Annotated in this window: 18 protein-coding genes and 1 tRNA gene; 15 read left to right on the forward strand and 4 right to left on the reverse strand. The window is 65.3% G+C overall.

Annotated features, from left to right (window positions below):
• The first annotated feature begins 205 nt into the window (after nucleotides 1-205).
• The 4 genes from BRAD285_RS33315 to BRAD285_RS33330 all read left to right on the forward strand — a co-directional run bounded on the left by BRAD285_RS33315 (nucleotide 206) and on the right by BRAD285_RS33330 (nucleotide 4,272).
• Nucleotides 206-625, forward strand: coding sequence for a hypothetical protein (locus BRAD285_RS33315; RefSeq protein ID WP_139020652.1), 420 nt, complete (start codon nucleotides 206-208; stop codon nucleotides 623-625).
• 318 nt (nucleotides 626-943) lie between these two features.
• Nucleotides 944-1,828: an NAD(P)-dependent oxidoreductase gene (locus BRAD285_RS33320; RefSeq protein ID WP_006613092.1), complete on the forward strand. Its 885-nt coding sequence runs from the start codon at nucleotides 944-946 to the stop codon at nucleotides 1,826-1,828.
• An 84-nt stretch (nucleotides 1,829-1,912) separates the two neighbouring features.
• Complete coding sequence (locus BRAD285_RS33325) at nucleotides 1,913-2,323, forward strand: hypothetical protein (RefSeq protein ID WP_035647199.1); 411 nt, start codon at nucleotides 1,913-1,915, stop codon at nucleotides 2,321-2,323.
• Between the two features lie 335 nt (nucleotides 2,324-2,658).
• The gene (locus BRAD285_RS33330; protein ID WP_087877574.1) at nucleotides 2,659-4,272 is read left to right on the forward strand and encodes an IS1182 family transposase; all 1,614 of its coding nucleotides are present in this window, start codon (nucleotides 2,659-2,661) and stop codon (nucleotides 4,270-4,272) included.
• A 1,186-nt stretch (nucleotides 4,273-5,458) separates the two neighbouring features.
• On the opposite strand, the gene BRAD285_RS33345 is transcribed toward BRAD285_RS33330, so the two are convergent.
• Nucleotides 5,459-5,545, reverse strand: a tRNA-Leu gene (locus tag BRAD285_RS33345).
• Between the two features lie 226 nt (nucleotides 5,546-5,771).
• Here BRAD285_RS33345 and BRAD285_RS33350 point away from each other — a divergent pair.
• Nucleotides 5,772-6,740, forward strand: coding sequence for a complex I NDUFA9 subunit family protein (locus BRAD285_RS33350; protein ID WP_006612334.1), 969 nt, complete (start codon nucleotides 5,772-5,774; stop codon nucleotides 6,738-6,740).
• A 108-nt stretch (nucleotides 6,741-6,848) separates the two neighbouring features.
• On the opposite strand, the gene BRAD285_RS33355 is transcribed toward BRAD285_RS33350, so the two are convergent.
• Nucleotides 6,849-7,655, reverse strand: a complete 807-nt coding sequence (locus BRAD285_RS33355) for an undecaprenyl-diphosphate phosphatase (RefSeq protein ID WP_006612333.1) — start codon at nucleotides 7,653-7,655, stop codon at nucleotides 6,849-6,851.
• Nucleotides 7,656-8,015: 360 nt separating this feature from the next.
• Here BRAD285_RS33355 and BRAD285_RS33360 point away from each other — a divergent pair, with 360 nt between their 5' ends.
• Nucleotides 8,016-8,708, forward strand: a complete 693-nt coding sequence (locus BRAD285_RS33360) for a glutathione S-transferase family protein (protein WP_006612332.1) — start codon at nucleotides 8,016-8,018, stop codon at nucleotides 8,706-8,708.
• A complete protein-coding gene (gene queG / locus BRAD285_RS33365; RefSeq protein WP_085962815.1) occupies nucleotides 8,657-9,835 on the forward strand; it encodes a tRNA epoxyqueuosine(34) reductase QueG in 1,179 nt (392 codons plus the stop codon). Before BRAD285_RS33360 ends, queG begins: the two co-directional genes overlap by 52 nt.
• Before the next feature lie 11 nt (nucleotides 9,836-9,846).
• Here queG and BRAD285_RS33370 read toward each other — a convergent pair whose 3' ends face one another.
• On the reverse strand, nucleotides 9,847-10,632 hold the full coding sequence (locus BRAD285_RS33370; protein ID WP_006612330.1) for a carboxylesterase: 786 nt from the start codon (nucleotides 10,630-10,632) through the stop codon (nucleotides 9,847-9,849).
• 325 nt (nucleotides 10,633-10,957) lie between these two features.
• Here BRAD285_RS33370 and infC point away from each other — a divergent pair, with 325 nt between their 5' ends.
• Nucleotides 10,958-11,497 carry a translation initiation factor IF-3 gene (infC, locus tag BRAD285_RS33375; protein WP_085962814.1) on the forward strand — a complete coding sequence of 180 codons (540 nt, stop codon included), beginning with the start codon at nucleotides 10,958-10,960 and terminating at the stop codon, nucleotides 11,495-11,497.
• Between the two features lie 65 nt (nucleotides 11,498-11,562).
• Here infC and BRAD285_RS33380 read toward each other — a convergent pair whose 3' ends face one another.
• Nucleotides 11,563-11,931 carry a hypothetical protein gene (locus BRAD285_RS33380; protein ID WP_006612328.1) on the reverse strand — a complete coding sequence of 123 codons (369 nt, stop codon included), beginning with the start codon at nucleotides 11,929-11,931 and terminating at the stop codon, nucleotides 11,563-11,565.
• Between the two features lie 262 nt (nucleotides 11,932-12,193).
• On the opposite strand from BRAD285_RS33380, the gene rpmI reads away from it, so the two are divergent.
• The 7 genes from rpmI (at nucleotide 12,194) to BRAD285_RS33415 (ending at nucleotide 18,009) form a co-directional block, all read left to right on the forward strand.
• Complete coding sequence (gene rpmI / locus BRAD285_RS33385) at nucleotides 12,194-12,394, forward strand: 50S ribosomal protein L35 (RefSeq protein WP_006612327.1); 201 nt, start codon at nucleotides 12,194-12,196, stop codon at nucleotides 12,392-12,394.
• Between the two features lie 71 nt (nucleotides 12,395-12,465).
• Nucleotides 12,466-12,825 carry a 50S ribosomal protein L20 gene (rplT, locus tag BRAD285_RS33390; protein WP_006612326.1) on the forward strand — a complete coding sequence of 120 codons (360 nt, stop codon included), beginning with the start codon at nucleotides 12,466-12,468 and terminating at the stop codon, nucleotides 12,823-12,825.
• Between the two features lie 143 nt (nucleotides 12,826-12,968).
• Nucleotides 12,969-14,051 (forward strand): phenylalanine--tRNA ligase subunit alpha, encoded by a 1,083-nt coding sequence (gene pheS / locus BRAD285_RS33395; protein ID WP_006612325.1) that lies wholly within the window; start codon nucleotides 12,969-12,971, stop codon nucleotides 14,049-14,051.
• Nucleotides 14,052-14,067: 16 nt separating this feature from the next.
• Entirely contained in the window at nucleotides 14,068-14,361 is a 294-nt protein-coding gene (locus BRAD285_RS33400; RefSeq protein WP_006612324.1) for a hypothetical protein, read from the forward strand.
• Nucleotides 14,358-14,831 carry a hypothetical protein gene (locus BRAD285_RS33405; protein ID WP_006612323.1) on the forward strand — a complete coding sequence of 158 codons (474 nt, stop codon included), beginning with the start codon at nucleotides 14,358-14,360 and terminating at the stop codon, nucleotides 14,829-14,831. The genes BRAD285_RS33400 and BRAD285_RS33405 overlap by 4 nt, the downstream gene beginning before the upstream one ends.
• A complete protein-coding gene (gene pheT / locus BRAD285_RS33410; RefSeq protein ID WP_006612322.1) occupies nucleotides 14,828-17,236 on the forward strand; it encodes a phenylalanine--tRNA ligase subunit beta in 2,409 nt (802 codons plus the stop codon). The genes BRAD285_RS33405 and pheT overlap by 4 nt, the downstream gene beginning before the upstream one ends.
• Complete coding sequence (locus BRAD285_RS33415; RefSeq protein WP_006612321.1) at nucleotides 17,233-18,009, forward strand: sulfite exporter TauE/SafE family protein; 777 nt, start codon at nucleotides 17,233-17,235, stop codon at nucleotides 18,007-18,009. Before pheT ends, BRAD285_RS33415 begins: the two co-directional genes overlap by 4 nt.
• Nucleotides 18,010-18,029 lie beyond the last annotated feature (20 nt).

Consider the following 18,029-nt stretch of genomic DNA (forward strand, 5'->3'; position numbering starts at 1 on the left):
TCTTGTCGTTTGGTATGATGTTCTGGATCTGCACAAGATATCTTGCCAGGGCGACGGAGCATGACCGCGCCTCCTGGCGACGAATGACGCACCATCACGCCAGCCATGAGCACCGAATGATCCGCCTTGATGAGGACGGCCTTTCCGACAGAGCCGCTGCTCAACACGTTCTGGATCGATGGGGACGCGCCAGCAACGTGAGCACATGGTCACCCTGTCCCACTTCCTGAACCTCGATCTCGTGCTGAGATCGAAGTCCGACCTCACCGAGCTGATCGCGCATCTGGACCAGGGCGTCTACGTGCTGCATCACCAGGAGCACGAACAGGAGTTTCTGCTGGTGCTGGAGACCACGGATGCGCTCGATCCGATCGTATGCACGGAGCAGTTCCTGACCGTGATCGAAGCCCTGCCCGAGCCCGCAAAGGCGCTGTGGAACGGCTGCACGTCACGCACCTTCTCCTATGGCTCCGAAGGCGGCCGCGAATTCCCCGCGCTCGACATCACGATCCCCGCCGATCTGGTGCTGCGGATCGCTGCGCTCGGCGCCGCCATCGGCATCACCGTGTATCCGCATGGCAATGCTGGTGCGGAGCGGAAGGACGAACCAGATGCGCTATCCTGACGGTCAGATCGCGCGGCTTGGCGACGAGGTCCGCGTCAGCGGCATGAGCGGCAGGGTCGTCTGCTCGATCGACACCGGCGAATATTCAGACGCTTTCCCAAGCAGGACTGGGCCTACCTAGAGCGCGGCGTCATGATCGAATGGGATGGCCAGGGCCTGACACATTACGAGGAGCCGGAGGCCGGTATGATCCTGGTCGGGCGTCGTCGATCAGTTCGAGCATAGCAACACCGACAGTAATTGGGCCACAGCCTCGGACAAGAAAGAAGAAGGCGCCTCGGCGTTGGGCAGCCAGGTCCGGATGAAGAGGAGCTTGCAATGGTGGCGATCGGATTCATCGGTTTGGGCGTGATGGGCGAGCCGATCTGTCGGAACGTGGCGCTGAAGTCCGGCACCACGGTGCTTGGCTTCGATCGAGCGGATGCGCCGCTGCAGCGCCTCGCTGCGGTCGGCGTCATCAGGGCCGCATCGCTGGCGGAGCTGGCGCGCGAGGCGGATGTGATCTTCATGGCGTTGCCGAGCGGCAAGCACGTCCAGGCCGTGTGCGACGGCGATGACGGCCTGCTCCGCCACGCGCAGGCGCGTCACACCATCGTGGACCTCGGCACCTCGCCCGTGCAGGCCACCCGGGAGCTGGCCGCGCGTTTCGCGGCCAAGGGCGCCGCCTACGCCGATGCGCCGATCGCCCGCACGCGGCAGGCGGCCGAGGACGGCACGCTGAGCGTGATGGTGGGCGCGGACGCGGCGACGTTCGAGCGGCTGCGGCCGCTGATCGCGATGTTCGCGACCGACATCACCCATTGCGGCGGCGTCGGCGCCGGCCAGGTCGTGAAGATCCTCAACAACATGGTGCTGATGCAGACCGTGGTGGCGCTCGGCGAGGCACTGGAGACCGCCAAGCGCGCGGGCCTCGATCCCACGCTGCTGTTCGAGACTCTTGCGAAGGGCTCGGCCGACAGCTTCGCGCTGCGCAACCACGGCATGAAGGCGATGCTGCCCGACACATACCCGGAGCGCGCCTTTTCCACCGAATATGCGCGTAAGGACATCGGCTATGCGCTGGATCTCGCCAGGTCTGTGCAGATCGATCTGCCGGGCGCGGAGCTTGCGGACCGACGGCTTGGAGAGGCGATCGAGGCGGGGTATCGCGATCTGTATTGGCCGGTGCTGGCGCGCGTGATCGCGGCGTCATGGACGGAGTGAGCTGGGCATCGGGCTTTGTTGGCGTGCCCCTTTCGGAAACGGTCGAGCTTCTTGCCGCATAGCCATCCGTCGCTAGAATTGCGCATGTTCACAAATGTAAAGAACTTGCTCGGAGCCGAGATGATCCGCGATGGCGGATCTCTTGCCGTGTCGTTCTGCGACGAACGTAACGCGGAGTGGATCGTTTTCCTGCCGCTTCGGTCGATCGATCACGGAAATCGAATGGAGAGACTCGGCTTCGATGAACCCTTGCTGATCGACGCATCCCCTGAAAACCGTCCGGCGGACAGCCCAGGCATTCGATACAGCAAGCTGTCTGGGCCCAACCACACTCTGAACTGGGTGGAGGCTCAAGCCTTGGCAATGGAGTTCGCCGCGCGTTCCGCTGAGTTAGATCAGCGGGCAGCGCAATACCTGAAGATGCTGTGCTTTGCCATCGATCGGCAAGGCGAGTTGCCGCCAGGCATGGATCGTTTTCTTAGAAATGGAAGGTAGAAGCGGCGACACGACCAGCGGCTCAGACCGTGCCGCTTGCCTTATCGGGATATCACGCAGTGTGGGACCCCGCGTTCGTGAGAACGACACCGTTGGCTGCAGGTGAGCAAGCTGCCCTCCACCGTCATTGCGAGGAGCGAAGCGACGAAGCAATCCAGGGCGGCGCCCGGAGCCCTGGATTGCTTCGCTGCGCTCGCAATGACGGTGGAGCTATCAGCATGGCTCACATGCGCCGACTGCCCGTCGTGCCAGTCTGTCGCAGCATTTCCGCTTGCACCGTCGAGGCTGGGCAAGAATCTCGGGCGTTTTGCGTGGCGGGATGTACGATTCGGCTTATGACGAATCGCCCGTTCAAGAGCGGTGAGAGCCGCGAGCAAGCCAGCCTGTTTCCACCGCGGATCGAGGATTACGTATCTGCGGACAATCCGGTTCGTGCGATCGATGGCTATGTCGATGCGCTCGACCTTGCCAAGCTTGGATTTCGGCACGCCGACCGGCGCGCGGCGGGAGCGGGACAGCCGCCATACGCCCCGTCCGATCTGCTGAAGCTGTACCTGTATGGCTATATCAACCAGATCCGGTCATCACGCCGGCTGGAGCGTGAAGCCTGCCGCAATCTGGAACTGATCTGGCTGCTGAAGTCTCTCAAGCCCGGCTACCGGACGATCGCCAATTTCCGCAAGGAGAACTGGGCGGCCCTGAAGGCCGCGAACCGCAGTTTCGTGCTGCTGCTTCGCGAACTCGATCTGATCGGCGGGACCCTGGTCGCGGTCGACGGGGCGCTATTCCACGGCAATGCCAGCAAGGACAGCATCTTCACGCGCGGGAAGCTCGCCAAACAGATCGCCAAGCTCGATGAGGAGATCGAGGCGTACGGCAAGTCCCTCGACACCAACGATGCAGCAGAAGCCAAGCGGCCCGACAACGGCAAGGATGGCAATGGCGGCGGCGATGTCGGGGACAGGATCAAGGAACTGATGGCGCGGCGTGAGCGCGCTCAGTCCGATCTGGAGAACCTTGACAAAAACGACAAGGGACAGGTGTCGAAGACCGACCCCGATGCGCGGCTGCTGAGCAAGGGCGATCAGACGATTGCAGGCTACAACGTCCAGAGCGTCGTTGACGACAAGAACAAGCTGATCGTCGCCAGCGAGGTCGTCAATCGCAGCGATGTCCGACACCTGCATATGATGGCGATAGCGGCCAAGGAGAACCTGGAGGTCTCGTCGCTGCAGATATTGGCCGATGTCGGCTACTACAACAGCGAGGATATCAAGGCTTGCGAGGATGATGGCATCACCGCCTATGTCCCGCTGCATCACGGCAATGGCAAGAAGCACACGCGCTTCACGCGAGCTGACTTCACCTACGATTCCGCAACCGACACCTACCGGTGTCCCGCAGGCCAGGCGCTGCATCCCACGAAGAAGCTCTGGAAGAATACGAGCGGCAGAATGGAACGCCGTTACCTGGGCTCAGTGCCGACCTGCAGCGTCTGCCCCCTCAAGGCGTCTTGCCTCTCCGCGAAGGCCAAAAGCCGCAACGTCTCTCGGTGGGAGCACGAGGAGGTGCTGGATCGTCACCGCCAGAGAATGGCGAGCGAACAGGCTGGCCAGCTGATGCGTCGCCGCTCAGCCCTCGTCGAACATCCGTTCGGCACACTCAAGTGCCGCGCCGGGTATCAGCATTTCCTCGTCCGCAGCTTCGACAAGGTTCGCGGGGAATGGAGCCTCATGGCGCTCTCTTACAACTTTAGCCGCGTCCTCAACATTCTCGGCCTGAACGACTTCCTCGCCCGCATCACCGCGTGGGCTATTGCAGCTCAACACGCCGCCTCTGCCGAGGCCAACGCCGCACGAGAGGCGATTCCGCTTGCCTTGATACGAAACTGGACGATGATACGGCTATGGCTCGAAGTCGCACCGCGCCGAGCCCTCCTAGCCTCCTAATTTGGATTCTTGCCCAGCCTCGTCGGGCAAATCAGCTGCACATTTCCGCGCGTCCCTGCTGCCGCATGAGGGGCGTGTCGCGACCGTCACGAGACGTTGGCAGTGGGATGCGATGGGCGTGTATCGGCGCAGCGTGAGCTAATCGCGCGGACGAACGGCGAGGCACGCACGGTCAAGTCGCGCGGTCCTGACATCCCGACGCTGATGTCAACTCACGCTGGAGCTTCAGCTTCGCGTGGGGATGGTGGCCAGCAAGCCGGCGCACCAGGGAGAACGCGAAGCAGCCGTTAAAACCGTTGCGCAGGGAGGGTCGGATGATCCGGCACGTACCTGTGGTTCCTGCCGCCAGCATTTCTTATCGCTGGCGGGCCATGGGTGCGACCGGCACCCGGCCTTCCCTGCGCCCTCTGTTGTTCGAGGGCGAGACGATCGGCAAAGCTCGGGCGCAGAATGCGCCGCGAGGATGATGATGTTTGCCCAGGATGCTCCAATGGAGGGCGTTGTTCGCGGTGATGAGAATGATCTGCATGCAACACGCCGATCGCGACCACAGACGCGTGGCGCTCGGTCTCTACGCGATTGAGCCATGCTCTCGCGCAGGTGACGGTGCGCTCCCCTCCCCCTCTTGCGGGGAGGGGTGGGGGGTGGGGGTCTCCGGGCGCTGACGCTAATGGCAAGCGCCTCACTCTCAAACGAGAGAAAACATGAGCGCATCACTCAGATCGGGAATCGCGGACCCCCACCCCCAACCCCTCCCCGCAAGAGGGGGAGGGGGGCCGACCGCGGACGCCGCGGGCGAGAATGCGCGTCGCGATACGCGACTTGAAAACGTCGCGCACCAGGACAACCATGGCTCAATTGGAGAGAACTCATGTCAGATGATGGCGAACTCCCAGCGACGAACGCGGTGCTGCGATCAGGCGTTCACCAGCGCGGGCGGAGCCTCGCAGCCCTTGACCGCGCAATCGCCCGCGGGCTCGCCGATGCCGACGCGGGGCGTTGGACAACGTGCGACGAGGTGTTTTCCTCGCTCGAAACGAAGATCGCGGCTAGAGCAAGGTCTGCGTGACGATCGCCTACGCCGCACGGATGGCGGCAGCAGTTCTTATCGACAGATCAATCGCGGGAGGGAATGAAACCCAAGCCTCAGCTCGGCGGCGCCACGCGAAGCTCGAAGAGCGTAGCGTGGTGCCCAGGAAAGGACTCGAACCTTCACGGCCGTTAAGCCACTGGCACCTGAAGCCAGCGCGTCTACCAATTCCGCCACCTGGGCATGTGGGGGCGGTGTGTACGGATCGAACGGCGGCTTGTCAAACCGCAGAAGGCCCAAGATGACAATTTTTCTCGAACCATGCGCAAAAAACACGGCTCCCTTTTCCGCGGTGCGGGCGATGGGCTATACAACGGCGCAAGATGGCGGGCCGCGGGGTGCGAATCGCCGCTGACAGGCTTCTCGTCCGGGGCGGATCGACCGCCCGGCTATCCCAGGAATGATCCCAATGGCATCGAATCTGGACACCCTCGTCACCGTGTTCGGCGGCTCCGGCTTCGTCGGCCGCAACGTCGTCCGTGCGCTGGCCAAGCGCGACTACCGCATCCGCGTCGCGGTGCGCCGGCCGGAGCTCGCCGGCCATCTGCAGCCGCTCGGCCGCGTCGGCCAGATCCACACCGTGCAGGCCAATCTGCGCTATCCCGACTCGGTCGCGGCGGCGCTGCGCGACAGCCATGTCGCGATCAACCTCGTCGGCATCCTGACCGAGAGCGGCGCGCAGACGTTCGATGCCGTGCAGGCGGAAGGCGCCGCCACCGTCGCCAAGGCCGCGGCCGCCGCGGGCGCCCGGCTGGTGCACGTCTCGGCGATCGGCGCGGACGCTGAATCGGCATCAAGCTACGCCCGCGCCAAGGCCGCCGGTGAAGCCGCGGCGCTGGCCGCGGTGCCGGAGGCCGTGATCATGCGCCCGTCGGTCGTGTTCGGCCCCGAAGACCAGTTCACCAACCGCTTCGCCGGCCTCGCGCGCATCGCGCCGTTCCTGCCGCTGGTCGGCGGCGGCGAGACCAAGATGCAGCCGGTTTATGTTGGCGATGTCGCGACCGCGGTGGCAGATGCCGTCGACGGCAAGGCGCAACCGGGCGCGACCTATGAGCTGGGCGGGCCGGAGGTGCTGAGCTTCCGCGAGATCCTCAAAATCGTCCTCGACATCACCGACCGCGACCGCATGCTGCTGCCGCTGCCGTTCGGGCTCGCCAAGCTGCAGGCGGCGTTCCTGCAATTCGCGCCGGGCCCGCTGAAGCTGACGCCGGACCAGGTCGAGCTGCTGCGCCATGACAACGTGGTGTCGGAGGCCGCGAAGGCGGCGGGGCTGACGTTGCAAGGCCTCGGCATCACGCCGGATTCGCTCGAAGCGGTCGGCCCGCAATATCTCTGGCGCTTCCGCCCGGCGGGACAGTTTCAGCGCAAGAATGCATGAGGGGTCCGTAGGGTGGGCAAAGCGAAGCGTGCCCACCACCTTGCTTCGGCATACGCGGTCAGAACGGTGGGCACGGCGCTGTGCGCCTTTGCCCACCCTACGCGGTAACTACTTCCCCAGCGCCAGTGCGATCAGGCCGAGCGTGCCGACGATGACGCGCCACCAGGCGAACAGCACGAAGCCGTGGCGGGTGACGTAGCCGAGGAAGGCCTTCACCACGATCATCGCGGTGATGAAGGAGACGACGAAGCCGATCGCGATGAGGCCGAGGTGATCGGTCGTCATCTCGGCGCGGCTCTTGTAGAAGTCGTAGACGAAGGCGCCGACCATGGTCGGGATCGCCAGGAAGAAGGAGAACTCCGCGGCCGAGCGCTTGTCGCCTCCGAGCAGCATCGCCGCCACGATGGTCGAGCCGGAACGCGACACGCCGGGGATCATCGCGAGGCACTGCGCGACGCCGATCCACAGATACATCAGCAGCGGATAGCGCGTGGCGTCGTGCTCTCTCGGCTTCAAGTCGATCTGGTCGACCCACAGCAGGATGGCGCCGCCGACGATCAGCGAGAAGCACACGACCCAGGGGTCGAACAGGAGCGCCTTGATGTATTTGCCGGCGATGAGGCCGATGATCACGGCCGGCAGGAACGCGATCAGCACGCCGATGATGAAGCGGCGGTCGTCGGGATTGGTGAGAGCGCCGATGGCGACACGGGTGAGCTTGAAGAAGTACAGCGCGACGATCGCGAGGATGGCGCCGAGCTGGATCAGGATCGCAAAACTCTTCCAGAATCCGTCCTCGCCGAGGCCGAAGAAGCGCTCCGCGAGCAGGAGATGGCCGGTCGAGGATACCGGAAGGAATTCGGTGACGCCCTCGACAATGCCGAGAAGCACCGCCCGCAGCGTATCTGACATCATGATCGGATCCAGGATTGCCGGCAAAAACGCCGCCCTTCTCGCCTATTCGGCCCGCGGCCGCAATTGCAAAAAGCGCTCGCAGCGGCCACATCGGATGAATGAACCGAGACGTGATCGGGTCTACGAATCAGAACGCAGACGTGCCGGGCTCGCGGACCTCCCACCTCGATTCGTGTTCCCGAGACGTCATTTCCCGCATGCCGACCCGTCGCCCTACTGCTTACACTTTCGCCGACCATGCGCTAATGGTCCGAATCGCGCCAGGCTCTCCTGCGCAGGTATTGGGACGATCCATCGGTGCGATCCGGTGGTTGATTGTTCGTTAAGTGCCAAGCCGCTGCGCGATCGTCGAAAGGCTCCATGTACACGCTCTACCACCATCCCTTCTGCCCGCATTCGCGCTTCGTCCGGCTGGTGCTCGGCGAATACGGGCTCGACCTGCGCCTGGTGGAAGAACGCGCCTGGGAGCGTCGCGAGGCGTTCCTGGTGCTCAATCCGGCGGCCACGACGCCAGTGCTGGCGGTCGAAGACATGCCGCCGGTGCCGGGCGTCGGCGTGATCGCCGAATTCCTCGACGAGACCTGCGGGGCGGAAGCGGGTGACCGCAGGCTGATGCCGGCGACGGCTGCCGAGCGCATCGAGGTGCGCCGTCTGATGGACTGGTTCAACACCAAGTTCTTCGAGGAGGCCTCGAACCTGCTGGTCACCGAGCGCATCTACAAGCGCTTCATGAGCGAGGAGGATGGCGGCGGGCCGCCTTCGACCGACGTGATTCGCGCCGCCAAGACCAATGTGCGCTATCACCTCGCCTATATCGGCTGGCTGGCGCAGCGGCGCAATTTCCTCGCCGGCGACCGCCTGACCTATGCCGACCTCGCCGCAGCGGCGCATCTCTCCGCGATCGACTATCTCGGCGACGTGCCGTGGATCGAGGACGACGCTGCGAAGGCGTGGTACGCGCGGGTGAAGTCGCGGCCGTCGTTCCGGCCACTGCTGTCCGACTGGCTGGCCGGCGTGCCGGCGTCGCGGACCTACGTGGATCTCGACTTCTGAGCGGCGCCGCGCCAGACGCCCTCAAGGCGGCGCTGGCGGCCGAGGCGCTGAAGCTCGGCTTCGACTGCATCGGCATCACCGCGCCGGTGGTGAGCCCCGAGCGCATCGCCGCCTTCGAGCGCTTCCTCGCCGAGGGCCAGCACGGCGACATGGACTGGCTCGCCCGCGAGCCGACGCGGCGCACCGATCCCAAGACGCTGTGGCGCGACGTCCGCAGCGTCATCATGCTCGGCGTCAATTACGGACCGGATGAAGACCCGCGCGCCATCCTCGCCCAGCGCAGCCGCGCCGCGATCTCGGTCTATGCGCGCGGCGACGACTATCACGACGTCATCAAGAAGAACCTCAAGGCGCTGGCGCGCTGGCTGGTCGCCAACACAGGCGGCGATGTGAAGGTGTTCGTCGATACCGCAGCCGTCATGGAGAAGCCGCTGGCGGAAGCGGCCGGTCTCGGCTGGCAAGGCAAGCACACCAACCTCGTCTCGCGCGGCTTCGGCTCCTGGCTATTCCTCGGCGCGATCTACACCACTCTCGAACTGCCGGCGGATGCGCCGGAGCGCGATCATTGCGGCTCGTGCCGGGCCTGCCTCGACAGCTGCCCGACCGCGGCGTTCCCCACGCCCTACAGCCTCGATGCGCGGCGCTGCATCTCGTATCTGACCATCGAGAATAAGGGACCGATTCCGCGCGAGTTCCGCAAAGCCATGGGCAACCGCATCTATGGCTGCGACGATTGCCTGGCCGCCTGCCCCTGGAACAAGTTCGCGCAGGAGGGGCGCGAGGCGAAGCTGGCGGCGCGCGACGCGCTGCGTGCCCCGGACCTCGGCGAGCTGGCCCATCTCGATGACGCCGCATTCCGCGCGCTGTTCACGAAGTCACCGGTCAAACGGATCGGTCGCGACCGCTTTCTGCGCAACGTGCTGATCGCGATCGGCAACTCCGGTGATGCCGCGTTGATCCCGGCGGCAGAGCGGCTCACGGCCGATCCGAACCCGCTGGTGCGCGGCGCCGCCGCCTGGGCGCTCGGAGAGCTCCTCGACCCGCAGGGCTTTACGAAATTCGCCGAGGTCGCGCTCGCCACCGAGGCCGACGACAGCGTCCGCTCGGAATGGCAAGCCCGATGCTGAGCGCCGCCGCCTCAGCCCATCTCGCCGACGGCGGCCAGCATCCGCGCGATATCCTGCGGCCGCGACAGCCGGTGATCGCCGTCCTGGATCATGGTCAGCACCACGTCCTCCGCCGGCAGCCGGTGCGCCAGCGCAAAGGCGTGCTGCCAGGGCACGTCGGGGTCCTGCGCACCCTGCAGGATGCGGACGGGGCAGCCGACATTGATGGCGGAGCCCAGCAGGAGATGGTTGCGGCCGTCCTCGATCAGCGCCCGCGTGATCGGATAGGGCTCGCCGTACTCCGATGGCCGCATCCAGACGCCATTGGTCTCGATCTCCCGGCGGATGTCGGACGAGAAGCCCTTCCACATCAGCTCCTCGGTGAAGTCGGGCGCCGGCGCGATCAGGACCAGACCCGCCACCGAAGCCTCGCCGGGCTGCTTCAACAGCTCACGCGCCAGCAGCAGCGCCATCCAGCCGCCCATCGAGGAGCCGATCACCACCTGCGGCCCGCGGCAGAACTGCCGGAACACCGCGACGCTCTCCTCCAGCCAGCGGCCGATCGTGCCGTCGACGAAACGTCCGCCGGATTCGCCGTGGCCGGAATAGTCGAACCGGACGCAGGCGCGGCCGCGCTCGGCGGCCCAGGCCTCCAGCGCCACCGCCTTGGTGCCCTTCATGTCGGAGTTGAAGCCGCCGAGCCAGAACAGCCCGGGCGGCGTCCCCGGACGCACCCGCACCGCGATCTGGCGCGCGGCTTCGCCGGCGCCGACGGAGATGAAGGCGGGGAGATCGGTCGATTCGATGGCTTGGTTCATGGATCGTTACCCCCTGGCGGACGTTGTGTGGGCGAGCCGGTCCCATCCGTCAATCGGGTCGGCCGGGACGCCGTGCGGCTTGCGAAAGCGGGGCGCGCACTCTATGTCCCCGGGCGGAACCATGAGACCCGGCCTGCGTCTATGAGCGCCCGTCCTGGTCAGTTGGTCCCTTTTGGGGGAATACGCCGTCACGCCGACTGCGCGTGCGACGCAAGTGCCGCGAAGGCTGGGCGGAATTTCGACGCACCGGGCCTGCGCGACCTTGCCCGCAAAGGCATCTTCCTTCAAACTAGCCGCCTTCTTCCACAACCTTGGAGAACTACCCATTCGCCGCCCTAATCGAGCCCCGCCCGCTGCCGTCAAAGACGGGCCGCGCACCAATGATGAGATTCGCAATGCGCAGATCCAGCTGATCGACGCCGAGGGCACCAATCGCGGCACGGTCGAGACCGTCGTCGCGATCAAGATGGCCATCGAAGCAGGCATGGACCTGGTCGAGATTTCGCCGAACAATTCGCCTCCCGTCTGTAAGATCATGGACTACGGGAAGTACAAATATTCGGCGCAGAAGAAGGCCGCCGAGGCCCGCAAGAAGCAGAAGGTCGTCGAGATCAAGGAGATCAAGCTCCGTCCGATGATCGATGACCACGACTACGACGTGAAGATGCGGGCAATGCAGCGCTTCTTCGAAGAGGGCGACAAGGTCAAGATCACCCTGCGCTATCGCGGCCGCGAAATGGCGCACCAGGAGATCGGCACCAAGCTGCTCGACAAGGTGAAGTCCGACGTGGCGGCGTTCGCCAAGGTCGAACAGGACGCCAAGTTCGAGGGCCGTCAGGTCGTCATGGTTCTGGCCCCGCGCTGAGAGGCGAGGGACCCCGCTTCAAACCGGGCCCGCCACGCGTTGGCGGGCTTTTCTCTTGAGAGAGCTCAGGACCGCGTCGCCTGCCACCGCCCGCTGCAGGTGCCGGACGAGCCCTTGCCGCTCCAGCGGCCTAAGCCGGACGAGTCGCCCAGCCGCCCGTGACCGCTGGCTGAGGAGCCGCCCTGCGAGACCCGCACCGTGACGGCGCCGCCGCGGCCGACCGTGCCGGTGATGTTGGCGGAGCCGGCCGAGGTCACGCGGCCGCCGCTGATCTGCACCGGGAAGCTGTAGCCCTGGTCGCAGCTGCCGGCCTCGGTGATGATCAGGACGGTCCAGGGACCATCGAACCCGGCGGCGTGGGCCGGGGCGGAATGAGAGACGGCGGTCGCGGCCAGGACAGCGGCGACGGCAGCGGGACGGATGATGCGGACCATGAGCGGACCCCGGCTGGTTAACGAAAGCTGATCATGGGTCGGAATAGCTGATTCCATGGTTCGACGTTGCCAAGTTCGATCGTCTCTGGCATAAGCGCGGCCTTCGTCGCCCGGCTGATCAAGGGCTGCCGTGGCGATGTCCCTGTGCGGGTGGATCCTCGTTTGGGTCCGAAACCTGAGCACAACCAACGCTCTAACGAGCATTTTCGCCTGACGGCGCCGCTTTCGCGGGCGGCTTGCCGTTGGCATCAAGGAGAGCCAAATGCCCAAGCTGAAGACCAAATCCGGCGCCAAAAAGCGCTTCAAGGTGACGGGGACCGGCAAGGTCATGCACGCTCAGCGCGGTAAGCGCCACGGCATGATCAAGCGGACCAAGAAGCAGATCCGGCAGCTGCGCGGCACCCGCGTGCTGTTCAAGACCGACGGCGACAACGTCAAGAAGTACTTCTTGCCGAACGCCTGACCGGCCTCTCGCTTCCGAACCCGGCCGCGCACGGCGCGGCTCGTCATCACCTCTGAACAAGGATTTCCGTCATGTCTCGCGTCAAACGCGGTGTGACCGCCCACGCCAAGCACAAGAAGGTCTATAAGGCCGCCAAGGGTTTCTACGGCCGCCGCAAGAACACCATTCGCGCCGCCAAGGCCGCCGTCGAGAAGGCCGGCCAGTATGCGTTCCGCGATCGCAAGCGCAAGAAGCGCACCTTCCGCGCGCTCTGGATCCAGCGCCTGAACGCCGCCGTGCGTCCGTTCGAGCTCACCTACAGCCGATTTATCGACGGCCTGTCCAAGTCCGGCATCACCGTCGACCGCAAGGTGCTGTCGGATCTCGCGATCAACGAGCCCGCCGCGTTCGAGGCGATCGTTGTGAAGGCCAAGGCAGCGCTCGCCGCCTGATCGCCTTCCGCATCGTGAGGACTTCAAAAGCGGCCGACGCTCTCGGCCGCTTTTTGCTGTCTTGTCACATCGCTGCTTTCGCTTGACCCCTGTCGCCGTCGCGGCGACAACCCAGCCGCCTTTGCCCCGCGGAGATCTTGCCCGTGTCCGACCTCGCCTCGCTCGAAACCTCGATCCTCGACCAGATCGCCGCCGCCGGCGACGAAGCCGCGCTGGAAGCGGTGCGCGTCGCCGCCCTCGGCAAGAAGGGCTCGATCTCGGCGCTGCTCGCCACGCTCGGCAAGATGTCGCCGGACGAGCGCAAGACGCAAGGCGCCGCGATCAACCTCGCCAAGGACAAGGTCACGCAGGCGCTCTCCGCGCGCCGCGAGGTGCTGAAGGCCGCCGCGCTCGACGCGCGCCTCGCCGCCGAGACCATCGACGTCACCCTGCCCTTGCAGGATACGCCGGCCGACACCGGCCGCATCCATCCGCTCAGCCAGGTGATGGACGAACTGACCACGATCTTCGCCGACATGGGCTTCTCGATCGCCGAAGGCCCCGATGTCGAAACCGACGACTACAACTTCACCAAGCTGAATTTCCCGGAAGGCCACCCCGCACGCGAGATGCACGACACCTTCTTCTTCAATCCGAAGGAGGACGGCTCGCGCATGCTGCTGCGGACCCACACCTCGCCGGTGCAGGTGCGCACGATGTTGACCCAGAAGCCGCCGATCCGCGTGATCTGCCCGGGCCGCACCTACCGCATCGATTCGGACGCGACCCACACGCCGCAATTCCACCAGGTCGAGGGCCTCGTCATCGACAAGGGCTCGCATCTCGGCCACCTCAAATGGATCCTGCACGAGTTCTGCAAGGCGTTCTTCGAGGTCGACCACATCAACATGAAATTCCGGCCGTCGTTCTTCCCGTTCACCGAGCCGTCGCTGGAAGTCGACATCCAGTGCCGCCGCGACAAGGGCGAGATCCGCTTCGGCGAGGGCGAGGACTGGCTGGAGATTCTCGGCTGCGGCATGGTGCATCCGAACGTCCTGCGCGCCTGCGGCATCGATCCCGACGAATATCAAGGCTTCGCCTGGGGCATGGGCATCGACCGCATCGCGATGCTGAAATACGGCATGAGCGATCTGCGCCAGCTGTTCGAAGGCGACGTCCGCTGGCTGTCGCATTACGGCTTCAAGCCGCTGGAGGTGCCGACCCTGGCGGGAGGATTGAGCACGTGAGCGAGAGGAGAGTTGGATGAATCTCGATGACGTCAAGAGCCTCACGGAAAAGACGCTGGCGGATCTGCTCGGCCAATACGGTTTCGACCACGTCGATCTGGTCCCCGGCAAGGATCATGACGATGAGGACGCGCTGTTTCTGACCGCAAACTACCGGGGTGGATCGACCCTTCCGGGCGGAGACGTGCTCGTCGGAGCGCTCACGGCCTTGCGAACCACGCTGCAGAAATCGGGTGAAAGCCGGTTCCCGTATCTGACTCATCACGTCGAGGGCGAGGAGGAATACGAGGAAGAGGAAACCGGGGAATGAGCGTCGTCGAAGGCAGGTTGATCGAGGTTGCGCAAGACCTCTGTCGCCGGACCGGGCGTCGGCCCCGGGAGGCCTTCATGCGCCGCGCGGTGAGCACCGCTTACTATGCGATGTTTCATGCACTGTGCCGGCTTTGCGCCGATACCTTGATCGGCGGCACGCATTCGAAGAGTGATGCCTGGAGCCGTGTTTATCGCGGACTGAGCCACACGAGCACCAAGAAGACGCTTACGAACCAAAAAGATCTCGCGGATCTCCCGTCTGCCGTCGCCAGCTACGGTGTCGTCTTCGCTCTTCTGCAGCAGGAGCGCGAGACCGCAGACTATGATCCTGCGCCATTTCGGCGATATTTCGTCGAGACGGAAACCCTGGTCAACCAGGCCTCCAGCGCAATTGCTGACCTCGGTCGTCTCGATGATGAGAACCGGAGAAAACTGGCAGCGATGCTGCTCATAAGGGCTCGACAATGAAATTCACGCTGTCCTGGCTGAAGGACCATCTCGACACCGATGAGCCGGTGGAGAAGCTCGCCGACAAGCTCACCATGATCGGCCTCGAGGTCGAGCATCTCGAGGACAAGGCGAAGCTGCTCGCGCCGTATAAAATCGCGCGCGTCGTCTCCGCCGAGCAGCATCCCAACGCGGACCGGCTGCGCGTCTGCATGGTCGACACCGGCGACGGTGGCGCACCGGTGCAGGTCGTGTGCGGGGCGCCGAATGCGCGCGCGGGGCTGGTGTCGGTGTTCTCGCCGCCGGGCACCTACATTCCCGGCAAGAACATTACGCTGTCGGTCGGCACGATCAGAGGCGTCGAGAGTCGCGGCATGCTGTGCTCGGCGGCCGAGCTGCAGATCTCGGACGATCACGACGGCATCATGGAGCTGCCGGCGGATGCGCCGATCGGCAACCCCTATGCGGAATGGGCCGGGCTCGGCGATCCCCAGTTCGAGATCAATCTGACGCCGAACCGTCAGGACTGCACCGGCGTGCACGGCATCGCGCGCGACCTCGCCGCCGCCGACATGGGCAAGCTCAAGGACCCCGGCGTCAAGCCGATCAAGGGCGAATTCCCCTGCCCCGTAAAGGTCGCGGTGGAAGATGACAAGCTGTGTCCGGGCTTCGCGCTGCGGCTGGTGCGCGGCGTCAAGAACGGCCCGTCGCCGAAATGGCTGCAGCAGCGCCTGACCTCGATCGGACTGCGTCCGATCAATGCGCTGGTCGACATCACCAACTACATGACCTTCGACCGCGCGCGTCCGCTGCACGTGTTCGACGCCAAGAAGGTCAAGGGCAATCTGGTCGTCCGCCGCGCGCGCGATGGCGAGACCCTGCTCGCGCTCGACGGCCGCACCTACACGCTCGACCCGTCGATGTGCATCATCGCCGACGATGCCGGCGTCGAATCGCTCGCCGGCATCATGGGCGGCGAGGCTTCGGGCTGCGACGCTGATACCACCGACGTGCTGATCGAATCGGCGCTGTGGAACGAGATCAACATCGCCCAGACCGGCCGCAAGCTCGGCATCAATTCCGACGCGCGCTATCGGTTCGAGCGTGGCGTCGATCCGGCGTTCATGGTGCCGGGCCTGGAGATGGCGACCAAGCTGGTGCTCGAGCTCTGCGGCGGCACGCCGTCGGAGAACGTCATCGTCGGCAACGCCTATGGCGACGACCGCATCATCGACTTTCCGATCTCCGAGGTGAAGCGCCTCGCCGGCATCGAGGTGCCCTTCCCGGAGATGCGGCGGATCCTGACCCATCTCGGCTTCACGCTGGCCGGCACCGGCTCGGTCATGAAGGTCGCGGTGCCCTCATGGCGCAGCGACGTCCATGGCAAGGCCGACATCGTCGAGGAAATCGTTCGCATCGTCGGCGTCGACAAGGTGCCGATGACGCCGTTCGAGCGTGGCGATGCGCCGCGCAAGCCGGTGCTGACGCCGCTGCAGCTGCGGACCCGCCGCGCCAAGCGTGCGCTGGCGGCGCGCGGCATGGTCGAGGCCGTCACCTGGTCGTTCATCTCCAAGCCGGCGGCGGAATTGTTCGGTGGCGGCAAGACGGAGCTCGCGCTCGCCAACCCGATTGCATCGGATCTCTCCGACATGCGTCCCAGCCTGCTGCCGGGCCTGATCGCGACCGTGCAGGCCAACGCAGATCGCGGCTTCGGCGACGCCGCGATCTTCGAGGTCGGCCAGATCTTCAAGGGCGACCGCCCGGAGGATCAGTTCGTCGCTGCGAGCGGCATCCGCCGCGGCATCGCGTCGTCGAAGGGTCTCGGCCGGCATTGGACCGGCTCGCAACCGGCGAACGCGTATGACGCCAAGGCCGATGCGCTCGCGGTGCTCGCGGCCGCCGGCGCGCCGATGGCATCGCTGCAGATCGTCAGCGGCGGTCCGGCCTGGATGCATCCGGGTCGCTCCGGCACGATCCAGATGGGACCGCAGAACGTGCTCGGACATTTCGGCGAGTTGCATCCGCGCACGCTGGAGGCGCTGAAGGCTGACGGTCCGCTGGTCGCGTTCGAGGTCATCCTCGACCGTATTCCCGCCGCGAAGGCCAAGCCGACCCGCGCCAAGCCGGTGCTGGAGCTCTCGGCGTTCCAGCCGGTGTCGCGCGACTTCGCCTTCATCGTCGATCGCAAGGTCAAGGCCGGCGATATCGTGAAGGCGGCGCAGGGCGTCGACAAGAAGCTGATCAGCGACGTCACTGTGTTCGACATCTATGAGGGCAAGGGCATCGAGGACGGCAAGAAGTCGGTCGCGATCGCCGTCACCCTCCAGCCGCGCGACAAGACCATGACGGACGAGGAAATCGACGCCGTCGCGGCGAAGATCACCGCGGAGGTGGCTAAGAAGACCGGCGGCACGCTGCGCGGATGAGCCTCTCCGGGCTCATCCCTGCTGATCTCACCTTGTTCGCAACGATGGCGCTGGCCATCGTCGCCTTCATCGCCGCGACCGCGCGCGGCTTCTCCGGCTTCGGCGCGGCGCTGATCTTCATGCCGCTGGCGAGCAGCTTCGCGGCACCGCGCCTCGTCGCGCCGCTGCTGCTGGTGATCGACTTCGTGGCGATGGCGCCGACGGTGCCCAACGCTTGGCGCAACGCCGACCGCAAGGCGACGGCCGTGATCGTCGCCGGCGCACTGGTCGGCGTGCCGCTCGGCACCTATTTTCTCACCCGGCTCGATCCGGTGACGGTGCGCTGGATCATCACGGGCTTCGTCATCGCACTGCTGGCGCTGCTGATCTCGGGCTGGCGCTATCGCGGCAGGGAGTACACGGCTTTGTCGGTCGCCGTCGGCGCGGTCTCGGGCTTCTGCAGCGGCGTGGCGCAGACCGGCGGGCCGCCCATCGTCGGCTATTGGCTGGGACGGCCGGTTCCGTCGAAGATGGCGCGCGCGAACATCGTGCTGTTCTTCGGGGCGTCGGACTGCTTCGCGATGGTCAGCTACGCCGCCAGCAGCCTGATCACCTGGGACTCGCTCAAGCTCTCCTTGCTCATTGGCCCGGTGTATGCGGTCGGCGTCGCTTGCGGCGCCTCACTATTCGGCCGCGCCAGCGAGCGCGTGTTCCGCATCATCTGCTACGCGCTGATTGCCATCGCTGTCATCTTCGGACTCCCGGCTCTCGACGGCGTGCTCGGCCGGGGCTAGCGTCCGGGCAACGAGACCGA

This window comes from Bradyrhizobium sp. ORS 285, assembly GCF_900176205.1.
Taxonomy (GTDB): domain Bacteria; phylum Pseudomonadota; class Alphaproteobacteria; order Rhizobiales; family Xanthobacteraceae; genus Bradyrhizobium.